Annotated in this window: 16 protein-coding genes and 1 pseudogene; 6 read left to right on the top strand and 11 right to left on the bottom strand. The window is 71.7% G+C overall.

Annotated elements, in window-relative coordinates:
- Window position 1 precedes the first annotated feature (1 nt).
- Window positions 2-1,258, bottom strand: a complete 1,257-nt coding sequence (locus A4U64_RS16785) for an acyl-CoA dehydrogenase family protein (protein WP_029542219.1) — start codon at window positions 1,256-1,258, stop codon at window positions 2-4.
- 170 nt (window positions 1,259-1,428) lie between these two features.
- On the opposite strand from A4U64_RS16785, the gene A4U64_RS16780 reads away from it, so the two are divergent.
- Window positions 1,429-1,905: a MaoC family dehydratase gene (locus tag A4U64_RS16780; RefSeq protein WP_065922853.1), complete on the top strand. Its 477-nt coding sequence runs from the start codon at window positions 1,429-1,431 to the stop codon at window positions 1,903-1,905.
- A 67-nt stretch (window positions 1,906-1,972) separates the two neighbouring features.
- Here the strand turns inward: A4U64_RS16780 and A4U64_RS16775 are convergent, their stop codons facing one another.
- A complete protein-coding gene (locus A4U64_RS16775) occupies window positions 1,973-3,355 on the bottom strand; it encodes an MFS transporter (protein WP_029542223.1) in 1,383 nt (460 codons plus the stop codon).
- 151 nt (window positions 3,356-3,506) lie between these two features.
- Here A4U64_RS16775 and A4U64_RS16770 point away from each other — a divergent pair, with 151 nt between their 5' ends.
- Entirely contained in the window at window positions 3,507-5,024 is a 1,518-nt protein-coding gene (locus A4U64_RS16770; protein WP_065922852.1) for a class I adenylate-forming enzyme family protein, read from the top strand.
- 51 nt (window positions 5,025-5,075) lie between these two features.
- On the opposite strand, the gene A4U64_RS16765 is transcribed toward A4U64_RS16770, so the two are convergent.
- The 3 genes from A4U64_RS16765 to glpX form a co-directional block, all read right to left on the bottom strand.
- Window positions 5,076-6,050 (bottom strand): phosphotriesterase family protein, encoded by a 975-nt coding sequence (locus A4U64_RS16765; protein WP_006932897.1) that lies wholly within the window; start codon window positions 6,048-6,050, stop codon window positions 5,076-5,078.
- 95 nt (window positions 6,051-6,145) lie between these two features.
- Window positions 6,146-7,555, bottom strand: a complete 1,410-nt coding sequence (locus tag A4U64_RS16760) for a class II fumarate hydratase (protein WP_029542230.1) — start codon at window positions 7,553-7,555, stop codon at window positions 6,146-6,148.
- Window positions 7,556-7,639: 84 nt separating this feature from the next.
- On the bottom strand, window positions 7,640-8,677 hold the full coding sequence (gene glpX / locus A4U64_RS16755) for a class II fructose-bisphosphatase (protein WP_006932905.1): 1,038 nt from the start codon (window positions 8,675-8,677) through the stop codon (window positions 7,640-7,642).
- 178 nt (window positions 8,678-8,855) lie between these two features.
- Here glpX and A4U64_RS16750 point away from each other — a divergent pair, with 178 nt between their 5' ends.
- Window positions 8,856-9,425, top strand: coding sequence for a DUF4245 domain-containing protein (locus A4U64_RS16750; RefSeq protein ID WP_072634681.1), 570 nt, complete (start codon window positions 8,856-8,858; stop codon window positions 9,423-9,425).
- 12 nt (window positions 9,426-9,437) lie between these two features.
- On the opposite strand, the gene A4U64_RS16745 is transcribed toward A4U64_RS16750, so the two are convergent.
- The 3 genes from A4U64_RS16745 to A4U64_RS16735 all read right to left on the bottom strand — a co-directional run bounded on the left by A4U64_RS16745 (window position 9,438) and on the right by A4U64_RS16735 (window position 11,723).
- Window positions 9,438-9,641: an exodeoxyribonuclease VII small subunit gene (locus A4U64_RS16745; protein ID WP_037201491.1), complete on the bottom strand. Its 204-nt coding sequence runs from the start codon at window positions 9,639-9,641 to the stop codon at window positions 9,438-9,440.
- A 103-nt stretch (window positions 9,642-9,744) separates the two neighbouring features.
- Window positions 9,745-10,992, bottom strand: a complete 1,248-nt coding sequence (gene xseA, locus A4U64_RS16740) for an exodeoxyribonuclease VII large subunit (protein WP_006932910.1) — start codon at window positions 10,990-10,992, stop codon at window positions 9,745-9,747.
- Window positions 10,989-11,723: a lipid droplet-associated protein gene (locus tag A4U64_RS16735; protein ID WP_050034827.1), complete on the bottom strand. Its 735-nt coding sequence runs from the start codon at window positions 11,721-11,723 to the stop codon at window positions 10,989-10,991. The genes xseA and A4U64_RS16735 overlap by 4 nt, the downstream gene beginning before the upstream one ends.
- Window positions 11,724-11,802: 79 nt before the next feature.
- Between A4U64_RS16735 and A4U64_RS16730 the strand changes: the two genes are divergently transcribed.
- On the top strand, window positions 11,803-12,804 hold the full coding sequence (locus A4U64_RS16730) for a 4-hydroxy-3-methylbut-2-enyl diphosphate reductase (RefSeq protein WP_006932912.1): 1,002 nt from the start codon (window positions 11,803-11,805) through the stop codon (window positions 12,802-12,804).
- Window positions 12,805-12,814: 10 nt separating this feature from the next.
- Here the strand turns inward: A4U64_RS16730 and A4U64_RS28830 are convergent, their stop codons facing one another.
- The 3 genes and pseudogenes from A4U64_RS28830 to A4U64_RS16720 all read right to left on the bottom strand — a co-directional run bounded on the left by A4U64_RS28830 (window position 12,815) and on the right by A4U64_RS16720 (window position 14,936).
- Window positions 12,815-13,135: a hypothetical protein gene (locus A4U64_RS28830; protein ID WP_232334093.1), complete on the bottom strand. Its 321-nt coding sequence runs from the start codon at window positions 13,133-13,135 to the stop codon at window positions 12,815-12,817.
- Window positions 13,136-13,380: 245 nt separating this feature from the next.
- Window positions 13,381-13,707: pseudogene (locus A4U64_RS29170) on the bottom strand (DUF6542 domain-containing protein); the annotation flags it as partial.
- Window positions 13,708-13,772: 65 nt separating this feature from the next.
- Window positions 13,773-14,936 (bottom strand): DNA recombination protein RmuC, encoded by a 1,164-nt coding sequence (locus A4U64_RS16720; RefSeq protein WP_029542241.1) that lies wholly within the window; start codon window positions 14,934-14,936, stop codon window positions 13,773-13,775.
- An 84-nt stretch (window positions 14,937-15,020) separates the two neighbouring features.
- On the opposite strand from A4U64_RS16720, the gene A4U64_RS16715 reads away from it, so the two are divergent.
- Together A4U64_RS16715 and A4U64_RS16710 are read left to right on the top strand one after the other, a co-directional pair.
- On the top strand, window positions 15,021-16,196 hold the full coding sequence (locus A4U64_RS16715) for an exonuclease SbcCD subunit D (RefSeq protein ID WP_065922851.1): 1,176 nt from the start codon (window positions 15,021-15,023) through the stop codon (window positions 16,194-16,196).
- Entirely contained in the window at window positions 16,193-19,168 is a 2,976-nt protein-coding gene (locus A4U64_RS16710) for an AAA family ATPase (protein ID WP_065922850.1), read from the top strand. Before A4U64_RS16715 ends, A4U64_RS16710 begins: the two co-directional genes overlap by 4 nt.

Raw genomic sequence — 19,168 nt, 5'->3', positions numbered from 1 at the left:
GTCAGCCCACCGTCACCTTGTGGCCGTTGACCGACGGGGCGCCGGCGGGAGCGGTGCGGTACTTGCGCAGCTCGGCGACGGCGATGGAGCGCTTGTGCACCTCGTCGGGGCCGTCGGCGAGGCGCAGCGTGCGCATGTGTGCGTACATCATCGCGAGCGGGAAGTCGTCGGTGACGCCGCCGCCGCCGTGCACCTGGATGGCACGGTCGATGATCTTCAGCGCCATCGTCGGGGCGGCGACCTTGATGGCCGCGATCTCCATGCGTGCCTGCTTGTTGCCGACGGTGTCCATCAGGTGCGCCGCCTTCAGGGTGAGCAGTCGGGTCATCTCGATCTCGATGCGGGCCTCGGCGATCCAGTCCTGGATGTTGGCGCGCTCGCTGAGGGGCTGACCGAACGTCACCCGGCTCGACGCGCGCCGGCACAGGAGCTCGAGGGCCCGCTCGGCCATGCCGATGGCGCGCATGCAGTGGTGGATGCGGCCGGGTCCGAGCCGGGCCTGGCTGATCGCGAAGCCCTCGCCCTCGCCCGCGAGGACGTCCTTGCTCGGCACCCGCACGTTCTCGAAGGTGATCTCGGCGTGGCCCTCGCGGTCGGCGTACCCGAAGACCGGCAGGTTGCGCACCACTGTCACGCCGGGGGCGTCGATCGGGACGACCATCATCGACTGCTGGCGGTGCGGGGCGGCGGTGGGATCGGTCTTGCCCATCACGATGAGCACCTTGCAGTTCTTGTGCATCGCGTTGGAGGCGAACCACTTACGCCCGTTGAGGACGTACTCGTCGCCGTCCCGGACCATGGACAGCTCGATGTTGGTGGCGTCGGAGCTGGCGACGGCGGGTTCGGTCATCGCGAACGCCGAGGCCATCGTGCCCTCGAGCAGCGGGCGCAGGTACTTCTCCTTGTGCTCGTCGGTCCCGAAGAGGGTGAGCACCTCCATGTTGCCGGTGTCGGGGGCGTTGCAGTTGCACGCCTCGGAGGCGATGTGGCTGCGGCCCATGATCTCGGCGAGGGGCGCGTACTCGAGGTTGGTCAGACCCGGGCCCCAGTCGGGGTGGGGGTGGAAGAGGTTCCACAGGCCACGCCGGCGGGCCTCGGCCTTGAGCTCCTCGAGGATCGGGGGCTGGAAGTGCGGGTCCCCGGAGGCGCGCATCTGCTCCTCGTACACCGCCTCGGCGGGGTAGACGTGCTCGTCCATGAAGGCGAGCAGGGTGTCGCGGTACTGCACGGTGCGCTCGGACATTTCGTAGACCGACATGGTCACTCCTGGCGGAAGGTGGGGCAGGGCTGGGATCGCCCGTCGTCGAAGGCGGTGCGTCGCGAAGAGGATGGTGACGGACGTCTCCCTCTCTGTATAGTTGAACGCGGTTTCAACTTCAAGTTTCGATTCGGCGCGAGTCGTTCCGGCCGCGCGGAGAGGAAGCATCCATGACCGACGACATCACCACCCTGCCCGTGCGTCCCACGGGCCTCGACGACCTCCAGGCCCTGGTGGGACGAGATATCGGGCCGACGGACTGGGTGCCGGTCACCCAGGAACTCGTGAACGCCTTCGCCGAGGTCACCGACGACCACCAGTGGATCCACGTCGACCCCGAGCGCGCCGCGACGAGTCCTCTGGGCACGACGATCGCGCACGGTCTGCTCGTGCTCTCGCTGGGGCCGGGACTGTCCTACAAGCTCATGAGCTTCGACGGGTTCGCCCACGGGCTCAACTACGGCTACGACAAGGTGCGCTTCGTCTCGCCGCTGCCGGTGGGCTCCCGCATCCGGATGTGCATGCAGGTTCTCGGGGCCGAGGCCGCCGGCGGCGGCATCCAGATCCGGACGCTGCAGACGTTCGAGCGCGAGGGGCAGGAGAAGCCGGTCGCGGTGGCCGAGTCGCTCGCCCGCGTCGTCGCCTGAGCGGCATACGGCAAAGATGCTGCCGGCCTCCACGAGTGATCGTGGAGGCCGGCAGCACCCGTTCCGGTTACCGTGCGTGGGCGATGCCCGGGACGGCCTTCGGGTCGCGGCGCACCGCGGCGGGGTTGGTCTCCTTCAGCACCCACGCCGAGAACAGCGTGAGGGCGCCCATCAGGGCCACGAACACCGAGACCCACGTCGTCGTGCCGGTGTTGGCGATCAGGGCGGTCATGATGAACGGCGTGCCACCGCTGACGGTGACGGCGGCGAGCTGGTAGGCGAGCGACGCGCCCGAGAGCCGGACGTTCGGTTCGAAGAGCTCGCCCAGGTACGCCGCCAGTGGGCCGTACGTCATGGACTGGAAGATCGAGCCGACCGTGACGGCCACCGCGAACAACACGAGATTTGCGGTGTTGACGAGCCAGAAGTAGGGGAAGGCCCACAGCACGAGCGCCGCGGCCCCGATCATGATCATCGGCCGGCGGCCGACGCGGTCGGAGATCCACCCCGACCACAGGATGAACCCGAGACCCACCAGCGAGCTGGCCAGCGACACGGCCAGGATCGAGTTGCGGTTCATGCCGAGTTCGGTGGTGCCGTAGCTCAGGACGCCGGCGATGCTGATGTAGAACAGCGAGTTCGTCGCGGCGAGCAGGCCGCAGCCCAGCAGGATCTTGCGCCAGTGGGTGCGGATCGCCTCGGCCAGCGGGGCCTGGACGACCTGCTGCTCGGGCCGGGTGGCTGCGACTTCGGCCTGCAGTTCCCGGAATTCGGGGGTGTCCTCCACCTTGGTCTGGATGTAGAGGACGACGGGGAACAGCGCCGCGCTGGCGAGGAACGGGATCCGCCAGCCCCAGTCGAGGAACACCTCGTTCGGCATCGCGGCCGTCGCCGTCAGGAAGGCGACGTTGCCCAGGATGACGCCGCACGGCACACCCATCTGCCCGAACGTGCCGGCGAAGCCGCGCCGCTTGGGATCCGCGGACTCGGTGAGCAGCAGGACGATTCCGCCCCACTGTCCGCCGCAGGCGATGCCCTGCAGGAAGCGCAGCGTCACCAGGAGGATGGGGGCGAGGACGCCGATGGAGGCGGCGGAGGGCAGGCAGCCGATGAGGAACGTCGCCAGGCCCATGAGCAGCAGGGAGACCACGACGACGGGTTTGCGGCCGTAGCGGTCACCGAAGTGGCCAGCTACGAGTCCGCCGATGGGACGGGCCACGAATCCGGCCCAGAAGGTGCTGAAGGACAACAGCGTTCCCATCAGGGGTGAGCTGTCGGGGAAGAACACGTGCGGGAAGACCAGCGCCGCGGCGGTGCCGTAGAGAAAGAAGTCGTACCACTCGATCGAGCTGCCGATGAGCCCGGCGGCGAGCAGCTTACGATGAGCGCGCGTGTGGTGCGACGTGCCGGCGGGCGCGATGCCGGTCGGACTCACGGATGACGATGTCACAGATCAATTCCTCCGGTCGGACGGGCCGAGAAACAGCACTCAAACATGAATTCGGGTTCAGGCTGTGGTGCTAGTCTGGGGCATCCGTCATGTGATGTCAATCACGAGCGGGCCTCCCCCCAAAATGTCACTCGACGAAGGGAAACCAGTCATGGCCAGTGTTCTCGACCCCGTCCTCGCCCATGCGGACGCGGCGCCGGAACGCATCGCCCTGCGCACGCAGGACGGGCAGCGAAGCTATCGCCGGCTTCGCGACGACGCGCTGCGCTACGGCGCACTGCTCCGCGGTCGCGGCGTCACCACCGGCGACCGGGTGCTCCTGCTCGCCCCGTCGGTACCCGAATTCGTCGTGGCCTACCTGGGCATCCAGGCGGTCGGCGCCGTGGTGGTTCCGGTGAACACCATGTCCACCGCGGCCGAGCTGAGCTATACGCTCGGGGACTCGCGGGCCGTGCTCGCGATCGCCTGGCACGGCGCCTCCGCCTCGGTGGCCGAGGCCGCGGAGGGTCTCGGCGTGCCGTGGCTGCCGCTGGAGCCGGGCGCCGCGGTCGGGGAGGACCCCATCGACCCCGTCGACCGTGCCGACGGCGACATCGCGGCGGTGCTGTACACGTCGGGCACCACCGGCCGCCCCAAGGGGGCCCAGCTCACCGTCTCGAATCTGCTGTCCGCGGGCCGTATTTCGTGCACATTGTCCGGATCGGGACCCGAGGACCGCGTGGGGACCGGATTGCCGCTGTTCCACATCTTCGGCCAGGCCTCGGTGATGATGTCGGCGTTCACCGCCGGATCCTCCCTGTCCCTGCTGTCCCCGTTCGACCCGGCGGCGATGCTCGATCTCGTGGTCCGGGATCGGCTGACGGTGGTGTGCGGGGTTCCGACCATGTGGAACGCGATGCTGCATGCCGAATCGCCCTATGGCCCGGCGGATTTCGAGGGGCTGCGGCTGGCGGTCTCGGGGGGAGCGTCGCTGCCGGGTGAGGTGGCCCGCGACTTCGGGCAGCGCTTCGGCTGCACCATCCGGGAGGGCTACGGCCTGACGGAGACCACGGCCATGGCGACCTTCTCGTGGGGGGACGTCCCGGCGCGCATCGGGTACAGCGGAACCGCGGCCCCGGACATCGAGGTCGAGGTCTACGGGCCGGACGGCGCCCCGTGCGGGCCCGGCGAGGTGGGGGAGGTGTTCGTCCGCGGACCCGTCGTCATGGCCGGCTACTGGCAGCGCCCGGCCGACACCGCGGCCGTGCTCGACGAGCAGGGCTGGTTCCGCACCGGCGACCTCGGAGAGTTCGACGAGCAGGGCCGGTTGCGCATCGTCGACCGGGTCAAGGACCTCGTCATCCGCGGCGGCTACAACGTGTACCCCAGCGAGGTGGAGGAGGTGCTCTACGAGCATCCCGACGTCGTCGAGGCCGCCGTGGTGGGCGTCCCGGACCGGCACTACGGCGAGGAGATCGCCGCGGTGGTCGTGCTGCGCGACGGCGGCGGCGCCGACGCCGAGGACGTCGTGCGATGGTGCCGGGAGCGGTTGTCCGCCTACAAGGCACCCCGCATCGTCCGCTTCGTCGACGCACTGCCGAAGGGGGCGTCCGGGAAGATCCTCAAGCGGGCCATCGACCGGGACGATTTGTCCCGGTTCGTCGTACGCCGCTCCGAGTCGGCGGTGTGATCCGCGCCGTCCGCTGCCGGGTGCCACACCCGGCAGCGGACGGCACCCGACTCAGTACGTGTCGCGGCGTTCGAAGATCTCGCGCGGGTTGTCGATCAGCATCCGGTCGATGTCCGCCTCGCTCACCCCGGCCTCCCGCAGGGCGGGCAGCACGTCGTTGTGCAGGTGCATGTAGCTCCACCGCGGCGTCTCCACGGCGAGCATCTTCGGATCGAGCCAGTCGTTGAGGGTGGCGTAGTCCTGCGACAGCAGCATCCGGCCGGCATAGCCGCGCTCGACGAGGGTCGCGATGGTCTTCACCCGCTGCTCGAATCCGAGGTAGACGTCGACGCCGCAGCGGTCCATGCCGATGTACGACCCGGCGTCCATCAGCGACGTGAGGTAGCCGATGTCGTCGGAATCGCCGCTGTGGCCGACGATCACACGGGAGAGGTCGACACCCTCCTCGGTGAACAGGCGCTGCATCACCAGCCCCGACTCGGAGTGGGCGTGGGTGTGCACGGTGATCGGCACGCCGGTGCGGCGGTGGGCGACCGCCACGGCCCGGGCCGTGCGCTCGACGCCTGCGGTCAGGCCCGGGGCGTCGATGGCGCACTTGAGCATTCCGGCGCGTACTCCGGAATCGAGGATGCCCTCCTCGATGTCGCGGACGAAGAAGTCCACCAGGGGTTCCGGGCCACCGAACAGGGTGCCGGGGCCGCGGTAGTGGAAGTAGTGCGGAAGGTCCATGTAGGTGTAGAGACCGGTCGCCACGACGATGTTCATGTCGGTGGCCTCGGCGACCCGCCGGATCAGGTCGATGTTGCGGCCCGTGCCGACCACGGTGAGGTCGACGAACGTGTCGAAGCCGGCCGCGTGCACCTCCCGGACGCGGTCGATCGCCTCCGCGACCGCCGCGTCGAGGTCGACGCCGATGTCCCAGTTGCCGTGCAGTTCGGGGGAGAGGACGAACAGGTGCTCGTGCATCAACGTCCGGCCGAGGCTGCCGCTGTCGACGGTGCCGGTGACGGTGGGGACGGTGGTCATGGCGTCTCGCTTCCTGAAGACCTGAATTGGAATTCAGCTTCATATGAGATCACGATGAGACGCCTGTCACAAGACCCCACCGGCGTCGGGCGCAGTCAGCCCTGCGGCTCGACCCGCGTCATCGCCAGCACGTCGAGCCGCCGGTCCAGCTCCTCCTCGCTCAGGCCGTCGCCGATCAGGCCCCGGTCGATCACCGCCTGCCGGATCGTCTTCTTCTCCCGCAGCGCCTCCTTCGCGACCGCGGCGGCCTCCTCGTATCCGATCGCCGAGTTCAGCGGCGTCACGATCGACGGCGACGACTCCGCCAGTGTGCGCAGGTGCTCGGTGTTCGCCACGAGACCGTCGACGCACCGCTCGGCGAACAGGCGCGAGACGTTGGCCAGCAGGCGCAACGACTCGAGCAGGTTGCGGGCCATCATCGGGATGTACACGTTGAGCTCGAACGCGCCCGCGGCGCCGCCCCACGCCACGGCCGCGTCGTTGCCCACGACCTGCGCCGCCACCTGGGTCACCGCCTCCGGCAGCACGGGGTTCACCTTGCCCGGCATGATCGAGCTGCCCGGCTGCAGGTCCGGCAGCTGGATCTCGGCGAGACCCGTCAACGGACCCGACCCCATCCACCGGATGTCGTTGGCGATCTTCGTCAGCGAGACCGCGATGGTCCGCAGCGCCCCGGACGCCTCGACCAGGCCGTCGCGCGCGGCCTGCGCTTCGAAACTGTTCTTCGCCGGCGTCAGCGCCTCCACCCCGGTCGCGCGCACCAGTTCGGCGACGACGCGGGGGCCGAACCCCTCGGGGGCATTCAGGCCCGTGCCGACGGCGGTGCCGCCGATGGCCAGCTCGCCGAGCCGCGGCAGCGTCGCCTGCACCCGCTCGATGCCGGCCTCGATCTGCCGGGCGTAGCCCCCGAACTCCTGCCCGAGCGTGACCGGCACGGCATCCATCAGATGGGTCCGGCCGGACTTGACGACCCGCTTCCACTCCTCCGCCTTCGCGGCGAGGGACGCCCGCAGCTGGTCGAGGGCCGGGATGAGATCCTTCACCGCCGCCTCGGTGGCGGCGACGTGCGTCGCGGTGGGGAAGGTGTCGTTCGACGACTGCGACATGTTGACGTGATCGTTGGGATGCACCGTCACCCCGCGCTGCGCGGCGAGGCTCGCGATGACCTCGTTGGCGTTCATGTTCGAGCTCGTGCCCGAACCGGTCTGGAACACGTCGATGGGGAACTGGTCGTCGTGCAGGCCCTCGGCGATCTCGGTAGCGGCGGCGACGATCGCGTCGGCCTTCTCCGCGTCGAGCAGGCCCAGGTCCTGGTTGACCCGGGCACACGCCGCCTTGAGCAGGCCCATCGCGCGGATCTGGGTGCGTTCGAGGCCGCGGCCGGAGATCGGGAAGTTCTCCACGGCCCGCTGGGTCTGAGCGCGCCACAGGGCGTCGGCCGGGACCCGGACCTCACCCATGGTGTCGTGTTCGATTCGGAACTGCTGCTCGGGATTCTCGGCCATGGCTTCACAGTAGGCGGCTCGCGCCGCAGGGGCGCCCCTTCGGACCGGCGGAGATCCGAAAGGACACCACGACCGCGAAGCGGGTCACGGCATGGGAGGAACGGCCCCCGCGACGCCGTGGAAATCGATCGACGTGAACTCGCTGAGCTTCTTCAGACGGTGGTACGCCTCGACCATCCGGACGGTGCCGGACTTGCTGCGCATCACGATCGACTGCGTCGTCGCGCCGCCGCCGTAGTAGCGGACACCCTTGACGAGTTCGCCGTCGGTGACGCCGGTCGCGCAGAAGAAGATGTTCTCGCCCTTGACCAGGTCCGTGGTGGTCAGCACGCGGCCCGGTTCGTGGCCCGCGTCGATCGCCTTCTGCCGCTCCGCGTCGTCCTTCGGCGCCAGCCGGCCCTGCAGCGCGCCACCCATGCAGCGCATCGCGGCCGCGGCGATGATGCCCTCCGGGGTGCCGCCGATGCCGAGCAGCATGTCGACACCCGAACCCGGGCGCGCCGCGGCGATCGCGCCGGCGACGTCACCGTCGGAGATCAGGCGGATGCGCGCGCCGGTCGCGCGCACATCGCTGATGAGCTGCGCGTGCCGGGGACGGTCGAGGATCGTGACGGTGATGTCGGAGATCTCCGAGTGCTTCGCCTTCGCGACCCGGCTGATGTTCTCGGCGACAGGCGCGGTGATGTCGATGACGTCCGCGGCCTCCGGGCCGACGGCGATCTTGTCCATGTAGAACACGGCGGACGGGTCGAACATGGCGCCGCGCTCGGCGACGGCGAGCACCGCGATGGAGCCGGGCGCACCCTTCGCCATCAGGGTGGTGCCGTCGATCGGGTCGACCGCCACGTCGCACAGCGGGCCGTCGCCGTTGCCGACCTCCTCGCCGTTGTAGAGCATGGGCGCCTCGTCCTTCTCGCCCTCACCGATCACGACGACGCCGCGCATCGACACCGAGCTGACCATGTGACGCATGGCGTCGACGGCGGCGCCGTCGCCGCCTTCCTTGTCACCGCGGCCGACCCAGCGGCCCGCAGCCATCGCCGCGGCCTCGGTGACACGCACCAGCTCGAGGGCGAGATTGCGGTCCGGGGCCTGGCGGCGGGTCGGGGTGCTGGCCGTCATGGGCTACTGCCTCCTGATGCAGTCGGTCGGCGCGGACGCCGACGCGGGACGGCCGCCGAGGGGACAGCCGCCGGGTTCCGATGGTTTCGAGTGGTAATTCTCTCATCACCGCCCCGTCGGCGGGGCTCGGACCCGGCCACGTGCGGGTATCGGTGCGGACGGCTGTCAGACTGGAAGCGTGGCCTCCCAGAAACCCCGCATTCTCCACGACACGCGCGACATGGCGTGGTCGCTGATCCCGCTTCTGCTGATCATGGTCGTCGTGGCCGCGATCGCCAGCCAATGCTCCTTCAGCCCCGGCGGCCCCACGGCGGGACCCGTGCCCAGCTTCGACGTCGACGCCGGCCTGAAGTACGACGCCCGCGAGCTGGACTTCCCGATCCGGCAGCCGAAGGTGCCCGAGGACTGGCAGGCCAACTCCGGCAGCCGCAGCATCATCACCGGCGAGCAGGGTGGCGATTCGAGCACCGTCGGATTCATCACCCCTGACGGCCGGTACGTGCGGTTCACCCAGTCGAATGCGGGGGAGGACGAGCTGGTGCGGTTCGTCGCCGGGGAGCCGCGCACCGCGACCGGGGCGCAGAGCCTCGCCGGCCGCGACTGGGTGGTCTACGGCGGCGAGGGCGTCGAACCGCTGTGGGTGTCCGACTTCGGCGACGTCCGGATCCTCATCGGCGGCTCCGGCGACGAGGCCGAGTTCCGCGAGCTGGCGACCGCCGCGGGTGCGGCCGAACCGCTGCAGCCCTAGCAGCCGCTCCGCTCACTCCTCGTCGTCGTCGGCGTGCGACAGCGCGGTCTCCACACGCTGCCGGGCACCGGCGAGATGCTCCTCGCAGCGCCGCGCGAGCGCCTCGCCCCGTTCCCACAGCGCCAGCGAATCGTCCAGGTCCAAGCCACCCTGTTCGAGCATCTTGACCACGTTGACCAGTTCGTCGCGCGCACGCTCGTAGCCGAACTCCGCCACGTCGTCGTTCGGGCCGCTCGCGGAGGTGGTCTTCGGGCCGCTCGCGGCCGTGTCCTTCGGGCCGCTCGCGGCCGTGGTCTTCGTCTCGCTCATCCGTTCCCCGTCACTTCTCTCGTCCGATGACGGCGGCGCGCAGCGCCCCGTCGGTGACCCGCACCCGCAGCTGGGTGCCGGGCGGTGCGTCGCCGGCCGACCGCAGCACCTCCGGATCCCCGTCGGGGACCACCCGCTGGACCACCGCGTAGCCGCGGGCGAGGGTGGCGGCGGGACCGAGGGTCGCGAGCCGCGCGCCGAGGTGCTCGATCCGGGCGGCCTCGGCGTCGATCGCGCGGGTCACGTCGCGACGGGCGCACTGCCGCAGCCGCTCGATCTCCTCGCTTCGCCGGTCGACGGTGCTCAGGGGGTCTGCGAGCACCGGCCGGCTGCGCAACTGCTCGATCACGTGCTCCTCCCGGCGCACCCAGTTCCGCAGCGCCGCCGCCGACCGCCCTCGTAGCTCGTCCACCAGGTCCTGTTCGGCCACCGCGTCCGGCACGATCCGTTTGGCGGCGTCGGTGGGGGTCGCCGCCCGCAGGTCGGCGACGTGGTCGGACAGCGGGCTGTCCGGTTCGTGCCCGATGGCGCTGACCACCGGCGTCGTGCACCGGACGATCGCGCGGCACAGCGCCTCGTCCGAGAACGGCAGCAGGTCCTCCACGCTGCCGCCGCCGCGCGCGAGCACGATGACGTCGACGGACGGGTCGGCGTCGAGTTCCTCGAGCGCATCCAGGATCTGCGGGACCGCGGTGGGCCCCTGGACGGCGGTGTTGCGGATCTCGAAACGGACGGCCGGCCATCGGCGCTGCGCGACGCTGAGCACGTCCCGCTCGGCGGCGCTCGCGCGCCCGGTGATCAGACCGATCCGCTGCGGCAGGAACGGCAGGGGCCGCTTGAGCCGAGGGTCGAACAGTCCCTCGGCCGCGAGCAGCGCACGCAGCCGCTCGATGCGGGCGAGGAGTTCGCCGATACCGACGGCGCGGATCTCGGTGACCCGCAGGGCGAGGGTGCCGCGGCCGGTCCAGAACGACAGCTTGCCGAACATCACCACCCGGCTGCCCTCGGTGAGCGGTACGGGGGAGTTCTGCACCAGTTGCGGCGAGCACGTCACCGACAGCGACATGTCCGCCGACGGATCCCGCAACGTGAGGAACGCGGTGCGGGTGCCGGGACGCACGTTGAGCTGGGTGATCTGGCCCTCCACCCAGACCGAACCGAGCCGGTCGATCCAGCCGGCGACCTTCTGCGAGACGGTCCGGACCGGCCACGGATGCTCCGCGGAGTTGGACGGGGTGACCGTGGGCGCGGAGGTCACTTGGTGCTTGCGTTCGCGATCCGGTTGGACAGCATGGTCTCGAACGGGTCGCGTGCGCGCGTGGCGCTCTCGTACTCGAGCAGCGCCCGCAGGTCCTCGACCGACAGGGTGCGCATCCGGGCCCGCAGCTGTGCCAGGGTCAGCGACGGGTAGTCGAGCAGTTCGACGATCTCGGGCACCTCGGATCCTGCCGCGCTCCCGGCGGCCGTCTTCTTCGCCGCCTTCTTCGCGGATTTGCCCCCGGCCGCGTCGGCGCCGCCGACGGCGGTCTTGCCGGCGCTGATCTTCGCGGCGGTGGACTCGGCGGGCGACCCGGTCTCGGCGGCGCCGGAGCCGGCGGTCTCCGTCTCGGCGACGGGGGACTTGCCCGCCTTCGGGCCGGCGGCCACCGGCACCGCGGCCTCCGCGGCCGGCGGCATCGAGTAGAGCGCGAACCGCCCCGGCGCTGCGGCGGTCGACATCTCGGCAGTGCCCGCCGGCACCTCGGCGTCGTCGTCGAAGGTGGCCCATGACGGCTCCTCGGCGGGGGCCGCGCCGAGCAGCTCGAACAGCTGGTCGCCCTTGATGGCGAGCGACGTCATCGTCTGCTGGATCCGCATCGTTGTCTGAAGGATCTGGCTGACCGTGGTCATCGGCAGCGCGACCGCGGTGGACGGCAGCTTGAGGGTCTCTTCGTACGCGGTGACGGCCAGCCCGGCCGCCACCCGCGCCATGAACGGTGGACGGATCATGAGAAACAGACTGCCTCACGTGCCGCCCGATTGGTAGCCGACGAGGGCCGACCCCGCGAACGGCCCGTACCCTGGAGGCATGTCTGCGCCTGTTCCCCTCGAAGTCGGAATCACTCGGTCGGCCGGTTCACCTGCTGCCGGTAAGCGCGTCCTGCTCGCCGAGCCGCGCGGGTACTGCGCCGGCGTCGACCGGGCCGTCGAAACGGTGGAGAAGGCACTCGAGAAGCACGGTGCCCCGATCTACGTCCGCAAGGAGATCGTCCACAACCGTCACGTGGTCGAGACCCTCGCCGAGCGTGGCGTGGTCTTCGTCGACGAGACCGACCAGGTGCCGGCGGGCGCGGTGCTGGTGTTCTCGGCGCACGGTGTCTCGCCCGCGGTGCACGCCTCCGCCGCCGAACGCAACCTGCGCACCATCGATGCCACGTGCCCGCTGGTGACGAAGGTGCACCAGGAGGCCAAGCGCTTCGCCCGCGACGACTACGACATCCTGCTCATCGGTCACGAGGGTCACGAGGAGGTGGAAGGCACCGCCGGCGAGGCTCCCGACCACGTCCAGCTCGTCGACGGGCCCGACGCGGTCGACCACGTCACCGTGCGCGACGAGGCCAAGGTGATCTGGCTGTCGCAGACCACCCTCAGCGTCGACGAGACCATGGAGACGGTCCAGCGGCTGCGCACGAAGTTCCCCCTGCTGCAGGACCCCCCGAGCGACGACATCTGCTACGCCACCCAGAATCGGCAGGTGGCGGTCAAGGCGATGGCGCCCGAATGCGACCTCGTCATCGTCGTGGGCTCGCGCAACTCGTCGAACTCGGTGCGGCTCGTGGAGGTGGCGCTGGGTGCCGGTGCCCGGGCCGCGCATCTCGTCGACTACGCCCGCGAGGTCGACCCGGCCTGGCTCGAGGGCGTGCAGACCGTCGGGATCACCTCGGGCGCATCGGTGCCGGAGGTTCTGGTGCGCGGCGTGATCGACCTGCTCGCCGAGCACGGCTTCGCCGACGTGCAGTCGGTGACCACGGCCAACGAGACCCTGGTGTTCGCGCTGCCCCGGGAACTGCGCTCCGCGCGGCGCGCCTGATCGGGCACGCTCAGTCCTCGTACCGGTCCCGGTAGCGCACCCGGGGCCGCCGGTATTCCGGGGTCTCCGGAACCGGGGACTGCCTGCGGGGCGGCGGGGGAACATCGCCCCGCTCGTAGGGCCGGTCGGTGCGGGTCCGGTGGTCGCCGCGCCGGTCGTATTCCCGGCGGGCCTCGGCGGCCCGTCGCGGTGCCGGTTCGCTGCGCCGCGGCCGGTCGGCGACGTCACGTGCCGCGGCCGGTTCGGTTGCGCCGCGACGGACCGCGTCCGGAGCCGGGGCCGGGGCCGTGGTGCGGCGCCGCACCACCGGGTTGTCGCGCGTGTCCGCCACCTGCCGCACGCTGGCCTTGGTGGAGGCGGGCGGCCGCGCGGCCGGGCGCCGCGACGGCCCCGCGCCGGCTTCGCGGGCACGGCGGTGTCGCGGTCCTGCTGCGCGGCCCGCGACGGGGCCTTGGCCGCACGCGCTGCCGCGCGTGCGCTCCTCCTGCCCGCTCGGGCCGGAGCCGGCACCGGGGGCCGGCTCAGGAAGATCCGCAGGCCGCCGACGACCAGGACCGCCACCGTGGCGGTGAGCATCACGGGGAAGCGGTTCACCAGCGGATACGCGACGTTGAGCGCCAGATCCTTCAGGCCGCCGCCGCCGGATTCGACGAGGAACTCCTGCGCGATCGGGACGGCGACGAGGAGCAGCAGCGGCGGCTGCGCCATCGCCGTGAACAGCGCCCGGTGCTGCACGGCCGCCACCGCCGCGATGCATCCGAGCACGTAGAACGCGGAGAACGCCGAGCCGAGCTCGTTACCGCGTGCCGCGTCGATGAGGAAGCCGAGCAGGGTCGAGCCCGCCGCGACGAGGATCGCGCCCCACCACGGGACGCCAGGCACAGTGGGCGCCACCGACCGCATGTCGAGCGGCACCGCCGAGCGAGCACGTTGCGTTGCAGACACATGTCGACACTAGACCCATCGGGTCAACTTGCTTCGTCGACAGGACCGCCGGACTCGGAGATGTCGGTCGGAGTCGTGCGGCGCGGCCACGCGTCGACCGGTCGCACCTCCGGGTGCTCGCCGTCGAAGATCTCCAGTTCGCTCAGCTTCCGCGCCGTCACCGCCACCCGGGACTCCATCGACGCGACGGTCAGATTGAACGAGTCGACGGCCTTGCCCAGCTGGGATCCGAGCCGATCGAGGTGCCCCCCGACGACGCCGATCCGCTGGTACAGCTCCCGGCCGAGCTGGTGGATCGTCGCGGCCTCCTTCGACAGGGCCTCCTGCCGCCACGTGTGCGCGATGGTGCGCAGCAGCGCGACGAGGGTGGTAGGAGTGGCCAGGATCACGTTCCGGGCGAACGCGTACTCGAGCAGCTCCGAATCCGCAGCCAGCGCCGCATCGAGGAACGGGTCGCCGGGGACGAACAGCACCACGAACTCGGGCGTCGGATCGAACGACTCCCAGTAGGCCTTCGCCGAGAGCTGATCGATATGCGTGCGCACCTGGCGGGCGTGCCGCACCAGGTGCTGGTCCCGCCGGGCGACGTCCTCCTCCTGGGCGGCGTCGAGATAGGCGGCGAACGGCACCTTCGCATCCACGACGATCTGCTTGCCGCCGGCGAGATACACCAGCAGATCCGGGCGCACCCCGTCCTTGGCGACCTGGGTGTCGAAGTCGCAGTGCCGCACCATCCCGGCGAGCTCGACCACGCGTTCGAGCTGGATCTCGCCCCATCGTCCGCGCACCTGCGGGGCGCGCAGGGCCGTCACCAGCTGCTGCGTCTGCGTCGAGAGCAGCTGCGAGGCGCGGTGCATGCCCTCGACCTGCTCGGTCAGGCCGGCGTAGGCGTGCACCCGGTTCCGCTCGACGTGCTCCACCTGCCGCGCGAGGGCTCCCACCGCCTCCTGCAACGGCCCGACGAGACGTGAGACCTGCTCGCCGATCGCACCGGAATGCCGGCGGGCGGAATCCTCGCTCACGGCACCGAGCGCCTGCCGTAGTTGCGCTTCGTTCTCGCGCAGGGCCGCGAGCTGGGCCTCCGCCCGCGCGGCGCGGTCGCCGCTGCGCGCGGCGTGCAGCAACCAGCCGAGAACCGCGCCGAGTGCGAGGGCGGCGAGCAACGCGAGTGCCGTGAGTGCCGTCATGGTGCGCATGATGCCCGAGACGACCGACAGGCTCACCCGGACCGGGAGATGTCGTGTCGGTGCGCTGCTCTACGGTCTGACGGCATGCGGATCCTGCACACCTCGGACTGGCACATCGGCCGCACCTTCCACGGCGTGGATCTGTTGTCCGACCAGGCGCAGGCCCTCGCTGCCCTCGCCGACCTCGTCGCCGAGCGGCGCGTCGACGTGGTGGTGGTGGCCGGCGACGTCTACGACCGGTCCATCCCGAGCGCGGATGCCGTCGCGGTGTGCAATGCGGGATTCGAGGCGATCCGCCGGGCCGGCGCCGTCATCGTCGCGACGTCCGGCAACCACGACTCACCCGTCCGTCTCGGCGCCGCCGCGGCATTCGCCGCCGAGGGCGGGCTGCACCTGATCACCCGGGTCTCCCAGGTCGACCGGCCCGTCCTGCTCGACGACGCCCACGGCACCGTCGCCTTCTACGGCATCCCCTATCTGGAGCCGGAGATCACCCGCGCCGAACTGGGGGTGCCCGAGGCCCGCTCGCACGCGGAGATCCTCGGGGCGGCGATGGACCGGGTCCGCGCCGACGCGCGCGCCCGCGGCGTCCGCGCCGTGGTGCTCGCCCACGCCTTCGTCGTCGGCGCCGAGGCCGCCGGCTCCGAACGGTCGATCTCGGTCGGCGGCGTCGAAACCGTCCCGGCGTCGGCGTTCGACGGCGTCGACTACGTCGCGCTCGGTCACCTCCACTCCCCGCAGACCGTCGCCGAGCACATCCGCTACTCGGGCTCGCCGCTGCCGTACTCGTTCGGCGAACGCACCCACCGCAAGGCCGTGTGGCTCGTCGATCTGGACGCCACTGGGCGGGCGGCCGTCGAGCGCGTCGACCTGCCGGTCGTGCGGGGCCTGAGCCGTCTAACCGGCGTCCTCGACGACCTGCTCACCGACGTCGCGCACACCGGGGCGGAAGACCACTACGTCTCGGCCGTCCTCACCGACGCCGTGCGCCCCCTCGACGCGATGCGTCGGCTGCAGTCCCGTTTCCCCCTCGCCGTCCACGTCGAGTGGGAACCGCCCGTCGCGGCATCGACCGTCACCTACCGGCAGAAGGTGCGCGGCCGAAGCGACCTCGACGTCACCCGCGGATTCCTGGCCGATGTGCGATCGGAGCCGTCCGAGCGGGAGCTGCGCTGGGTGCAGCAGGCGCTGCGCGACGTCGACCGTGCCGCGGGCGTCGGGACCGAGCAGACCGTCGCACCGGGGGAGGCGTCCGCGTGAGGCTGCACCAGCTGGAGATCACCGCGTTCGGGCCGTTCGCCGACACCGTGCGGGTGGACTTCGACGAGCTCGGCGCGGACGGGCTGTTCCTGCTGCACGGCCGCACCGGCGCCGGCAAGACCTCCATTCTCGACGCGGTGGCGTTCGCCCTGTACGGCACGGTGCCCGGAGCCCGCGCCGACGGACGCCGGCTGCTGTCGGACCACGCCCCCGCCGGCACCGCACCGCAGGTGAGTCTCGAGGCGACCATCGCGGGCCGGCGGCTGCGGATCGTGCGCAGCCCCGACTACGAGCGCCCGAAGCTGCGCGGGACCGGGACCGTCAAGCAGAATGCCAAGGCGAGCCTGACCTGGCTCGACGGCTCGGGCGAGCACCTCTCGCGGCTGCCCGACATCGGGGAGGCCGTCCGGCGCCTGCTCGGGATGAGTGCCGAGCAGTTCTTCCAGGTGGTGCTGCTGCCGCAGGGCGAGTTCGCGAAGTTCCTGCGCGCCGACAGCGAGGACCGCGGCAAGCTGCTCGAGCGGCTGTTCGACACCACGCGATTCGGCTCCGTCGAGCGCTGGTTCAAGGACCGCCGCAGCACCGCCGCCAAACGCCTCGAAGAACAGCAACGCGCCGTCGACCTGCTGCTCGCCAAGGTCAGCGCCGCGGCCGGCCTCGAGGCCGGCGCCGACGCCGAACCGGTCGTGTGGGCGCACCGGCTGCGCGACGACGCCGCCGAGAGCCGCGATCTCGCGCTCGCGGCGCTCGACGTCGCGCGCGCCGACGACACCCGCGACCGGGCGGTCCTCGCCGAGGCGACCGAGCTGCGACGGTGCCAGGAACGACGCGCCCGCGCGGTCGCCGAACTCGCCGACCTCGATGCCGCGGCCGGCGAGCTGCAGACCCTGTCCACGGAACTCGAGACGGCCCGGCGGGCGGCGCCGGTCGTCGACGTCGCCCGCGACGCGCACCGCGCCGCGGAGGCCGCCGCCGCCGCACACGCCGCCGCGGTGGCCGCGGCCGCCCCGCTCGCCGCCGACGGGGAGGGACAGGCCCTCGTCGCCGAGCTCGACGGTTCCCCCGCCGAAACCGACCGCGCTCTGATCCGCCCCCACGAACAGCGGTGGTCTGCAGAGGTGGTCCGCCTCGACGCCCTGCTCGAACAGGAGCAGCGCCTGACCCGGCTCGAGGCCGACCGCGTCGCCCTGCAGCAGCAGCGGCGCGACCTGGCCGTGCGCGCCGAGCGGATCGCCGCGGAACTGGAGGGACTTCCGGGCCGCCGCGACGCCGCGGAGGAGGCCGCGCGCCGGTCCGAGCGGGCCGCGGCCACGCTGCCCCGGCTCGAGGCCGAACTGGCGCGGGCCACCGACGCCCTCGCGGCCGCCACCGAACTCCAGGACCGGGCCCCCCGGCTGCGACGCCTCGAGGACGAGGTCGTCGCCCTGCGCGACGCACACCACGACGCCCGCACCGCCCTGCTCGACGTGCGCGAGCGCCGCATCGCCGGGATGGCCGCCGAGCTGGCCACCGATCTGGTCGACGGGCGTCCGTGCGTGGTGTGCGGAGCCACGGCGCACCCGAACCCGGCCCGGCCCGCCTCGGACACCGCGACCAAGGCGGACGAGGACGCCGCCCGGGAGGCCGAGCAGCGAGCCGCCGCGGAACTGACGCGGGCGCAGGCGGCGGTCGCGGACGCGGCCAACACCGTCGCGGTGCTGCGGCAGCGCTGCGGTGACGCCGGTCTCGACACGCTCACCGAGATGCGGGCCGCGGCCGCCGCCACGCACGCCGCGACGGCGGCCACCGCCGCCGAACGCGAGCGCCATCGCGGCGAGATCGCCCGGCTGCGCGGGCTCGACGCGGACCTGCGCGAGCAGGCGCACGCGGTGGACGTCGAAGCCGCCCAGGCCGCGCACCGCGAGGAGAGCGCCGCGGCAGAGGCCGACGAGATCCGCACCCGCATCACCGCGGCGGCCGGTGCCGAGGACTCCCTCGCCGCCCGCCGACGTCGGATCGCGGCGCTCGCCGGTGCCGCGGCGAACCTGCTCGACGCCCGGGTGCGGGCCGCGAACGCCGCGACGGTCGCGCGCGAGCGGGCCCAGGAGGCGGCGGCAGCCGCCGAACGGGCCGGGTTCGCGAGCATCGAGCAGGCACTCTCGGCGGTGCGCCCCGATTCGCGCCTCCGCGAGATCGAGCAGGCCCTGCGCGCGGCGGCGGACCGGCGTGCGGCCGCGCAGGCCGTGCTCGACGACCCGGACACCGCCCGGGTCGGCGACGACCCGGTGGACCTGACGGAACCGGAGGCGGCGGTCACCCGGAGCGCGGCCGCGCTGGCCGCGGCGGTGTCCGCGGCCTCCGAGGCCGAGCGGCGCCACGCCGACATCGAGAAGTTCGCGGCGCGCCTCGAAGAGGAGTACGCCAAGCTGGTGCCGCTGCGGGACGAGCAGGCCGAACTCGCAGCGCTCGCCGACGTCGTCGCGGGCACCGGGCAGAACACGCGCAAGATGTCGCTGCGCTCGTACGTCCTCGCGGCTCGCCTCGAGGAGGTGGCCGAGTCGGCGTCGGTGCGGCTGCGGCGCATGTCCGGCGGCCGCTACGAGTTCGTGCACTCCGATGCCGCTGGCACGCACGGCAAGCGCGGCGGCCTCGGCCTCGACATCCACGACGAGTACACCGGTGCGGTGCGGTCGACGAAGACCCTCTCGGGCGGCGAGTCGTTCCAGGCGTCGCTGGCGCTGGCCCTCGGGCTCGCGGACGTCGTCGCCGCCGAATCCGGGGGACTGGTGCTCGACACGATGTTCATCGACGAGGGGTTCGGCACGCTCGACGCCGACGCGCTCGACGCGGTGATGGGGGTGCTCGACGAGCTGCGCGCCGGCGGCCGCGTGGTCGGTGTGGTCAGCCACGTCGACGAGATGCGTCAGCGCATCCCCAGCCGCCTGCACGTCGTGCGCGGCCGCACCGGATCCACGGTGGAGATCGCGAGCTGA

Origin of the sequence: Rhodococcus sp. WB1 (genome assembly GCF_001700945.1) — a bacterium.
GTDB lineage: Bacteria > Actinomycetota > Actinomycetes > Mycobacteriales > Mycobacteriaceae > Rhodococcus > Rhodococcus aetherivorans.
Note: the sequence above shows the minus strand (reverse complement) of the source record. Positions and strands in the feature narration are given on the sequence as shown.

Excerpts from the sequence above, each read along its gene's own strand:
- A4U64_RS16785 (WP_029542219.1), bottom strand. The coding sequence starts at position 1,258 with ATGTCGGTCTACGAAATGTCCGAGCGCACCGTGCAGTACCGCGACACC.
- A4U64_RS16780 (WP_065922853.1), top strand. The coding sequence starts at position 1,429 with ATGACCGACGACATCACCACCCTGCCCGTGCGTCCCACGGGCCTCGAC.
- A4U64_RS16770 (WP_065922852.1), top strand. The coding sequence starts at position 3,507 with ATGGCCAGTGTTCTCGACCCCGTCCTCGCCCATGCGGACGCGGCGCCG.
- A4U64_RS16765 (WP_006932897.1), bottom strand. The coding sequence starts at position 6,050 with ATGACCACCGTCCCCACCGTCACCGGCACCGTCGACAGCGGCAGCCTC.
- A4U64_RS16760 (WP_029542230.1), bottom strand. The coding sequence starts at position 7,555 with ATGGCCGAGAATCCCGAGCAGCAGTTCCGAATCGAACACGACACCATG.
- glpX (WP_006932905.1), bottom strand. The coding sequence starts at position 8,677 with ATGACGGCCAGCACCCCGACCCGCCGCCAGGCCCCGGACCGCAATCTC.
- A4U64_RS16735 (WP_050034827.1), bottom strand. The coding sequence starts at position 11,723 with ATGATCCGTCCACCGTTCATGGCGCGGGTGGCGGCCGGGCTGGCCGTC.
- A4U64_RS16730 (WP_006932912.1), top strand. The coding sequence starts at position 11,803 with ATGTCTGCGCCTGTTCCCCTCGAAGTCGGAATCACTCGGTCGGCCGGT.
- A4U64_RS16720 (WP_029542241.1), bottom strand. The coding sequence starts at position 14,936 with ATGACGGCACTCACGGCACTCGCGTTGCTCGCCGCCCTCGCACTCGGC.
- A4U64_RS16715 (WP_065922851.1), top strand. The coding sequence starts at position 15,021 with ATGCGGATCCTGCACACCTCGGACTGGCACATCGGCCGCACCTTCCAC.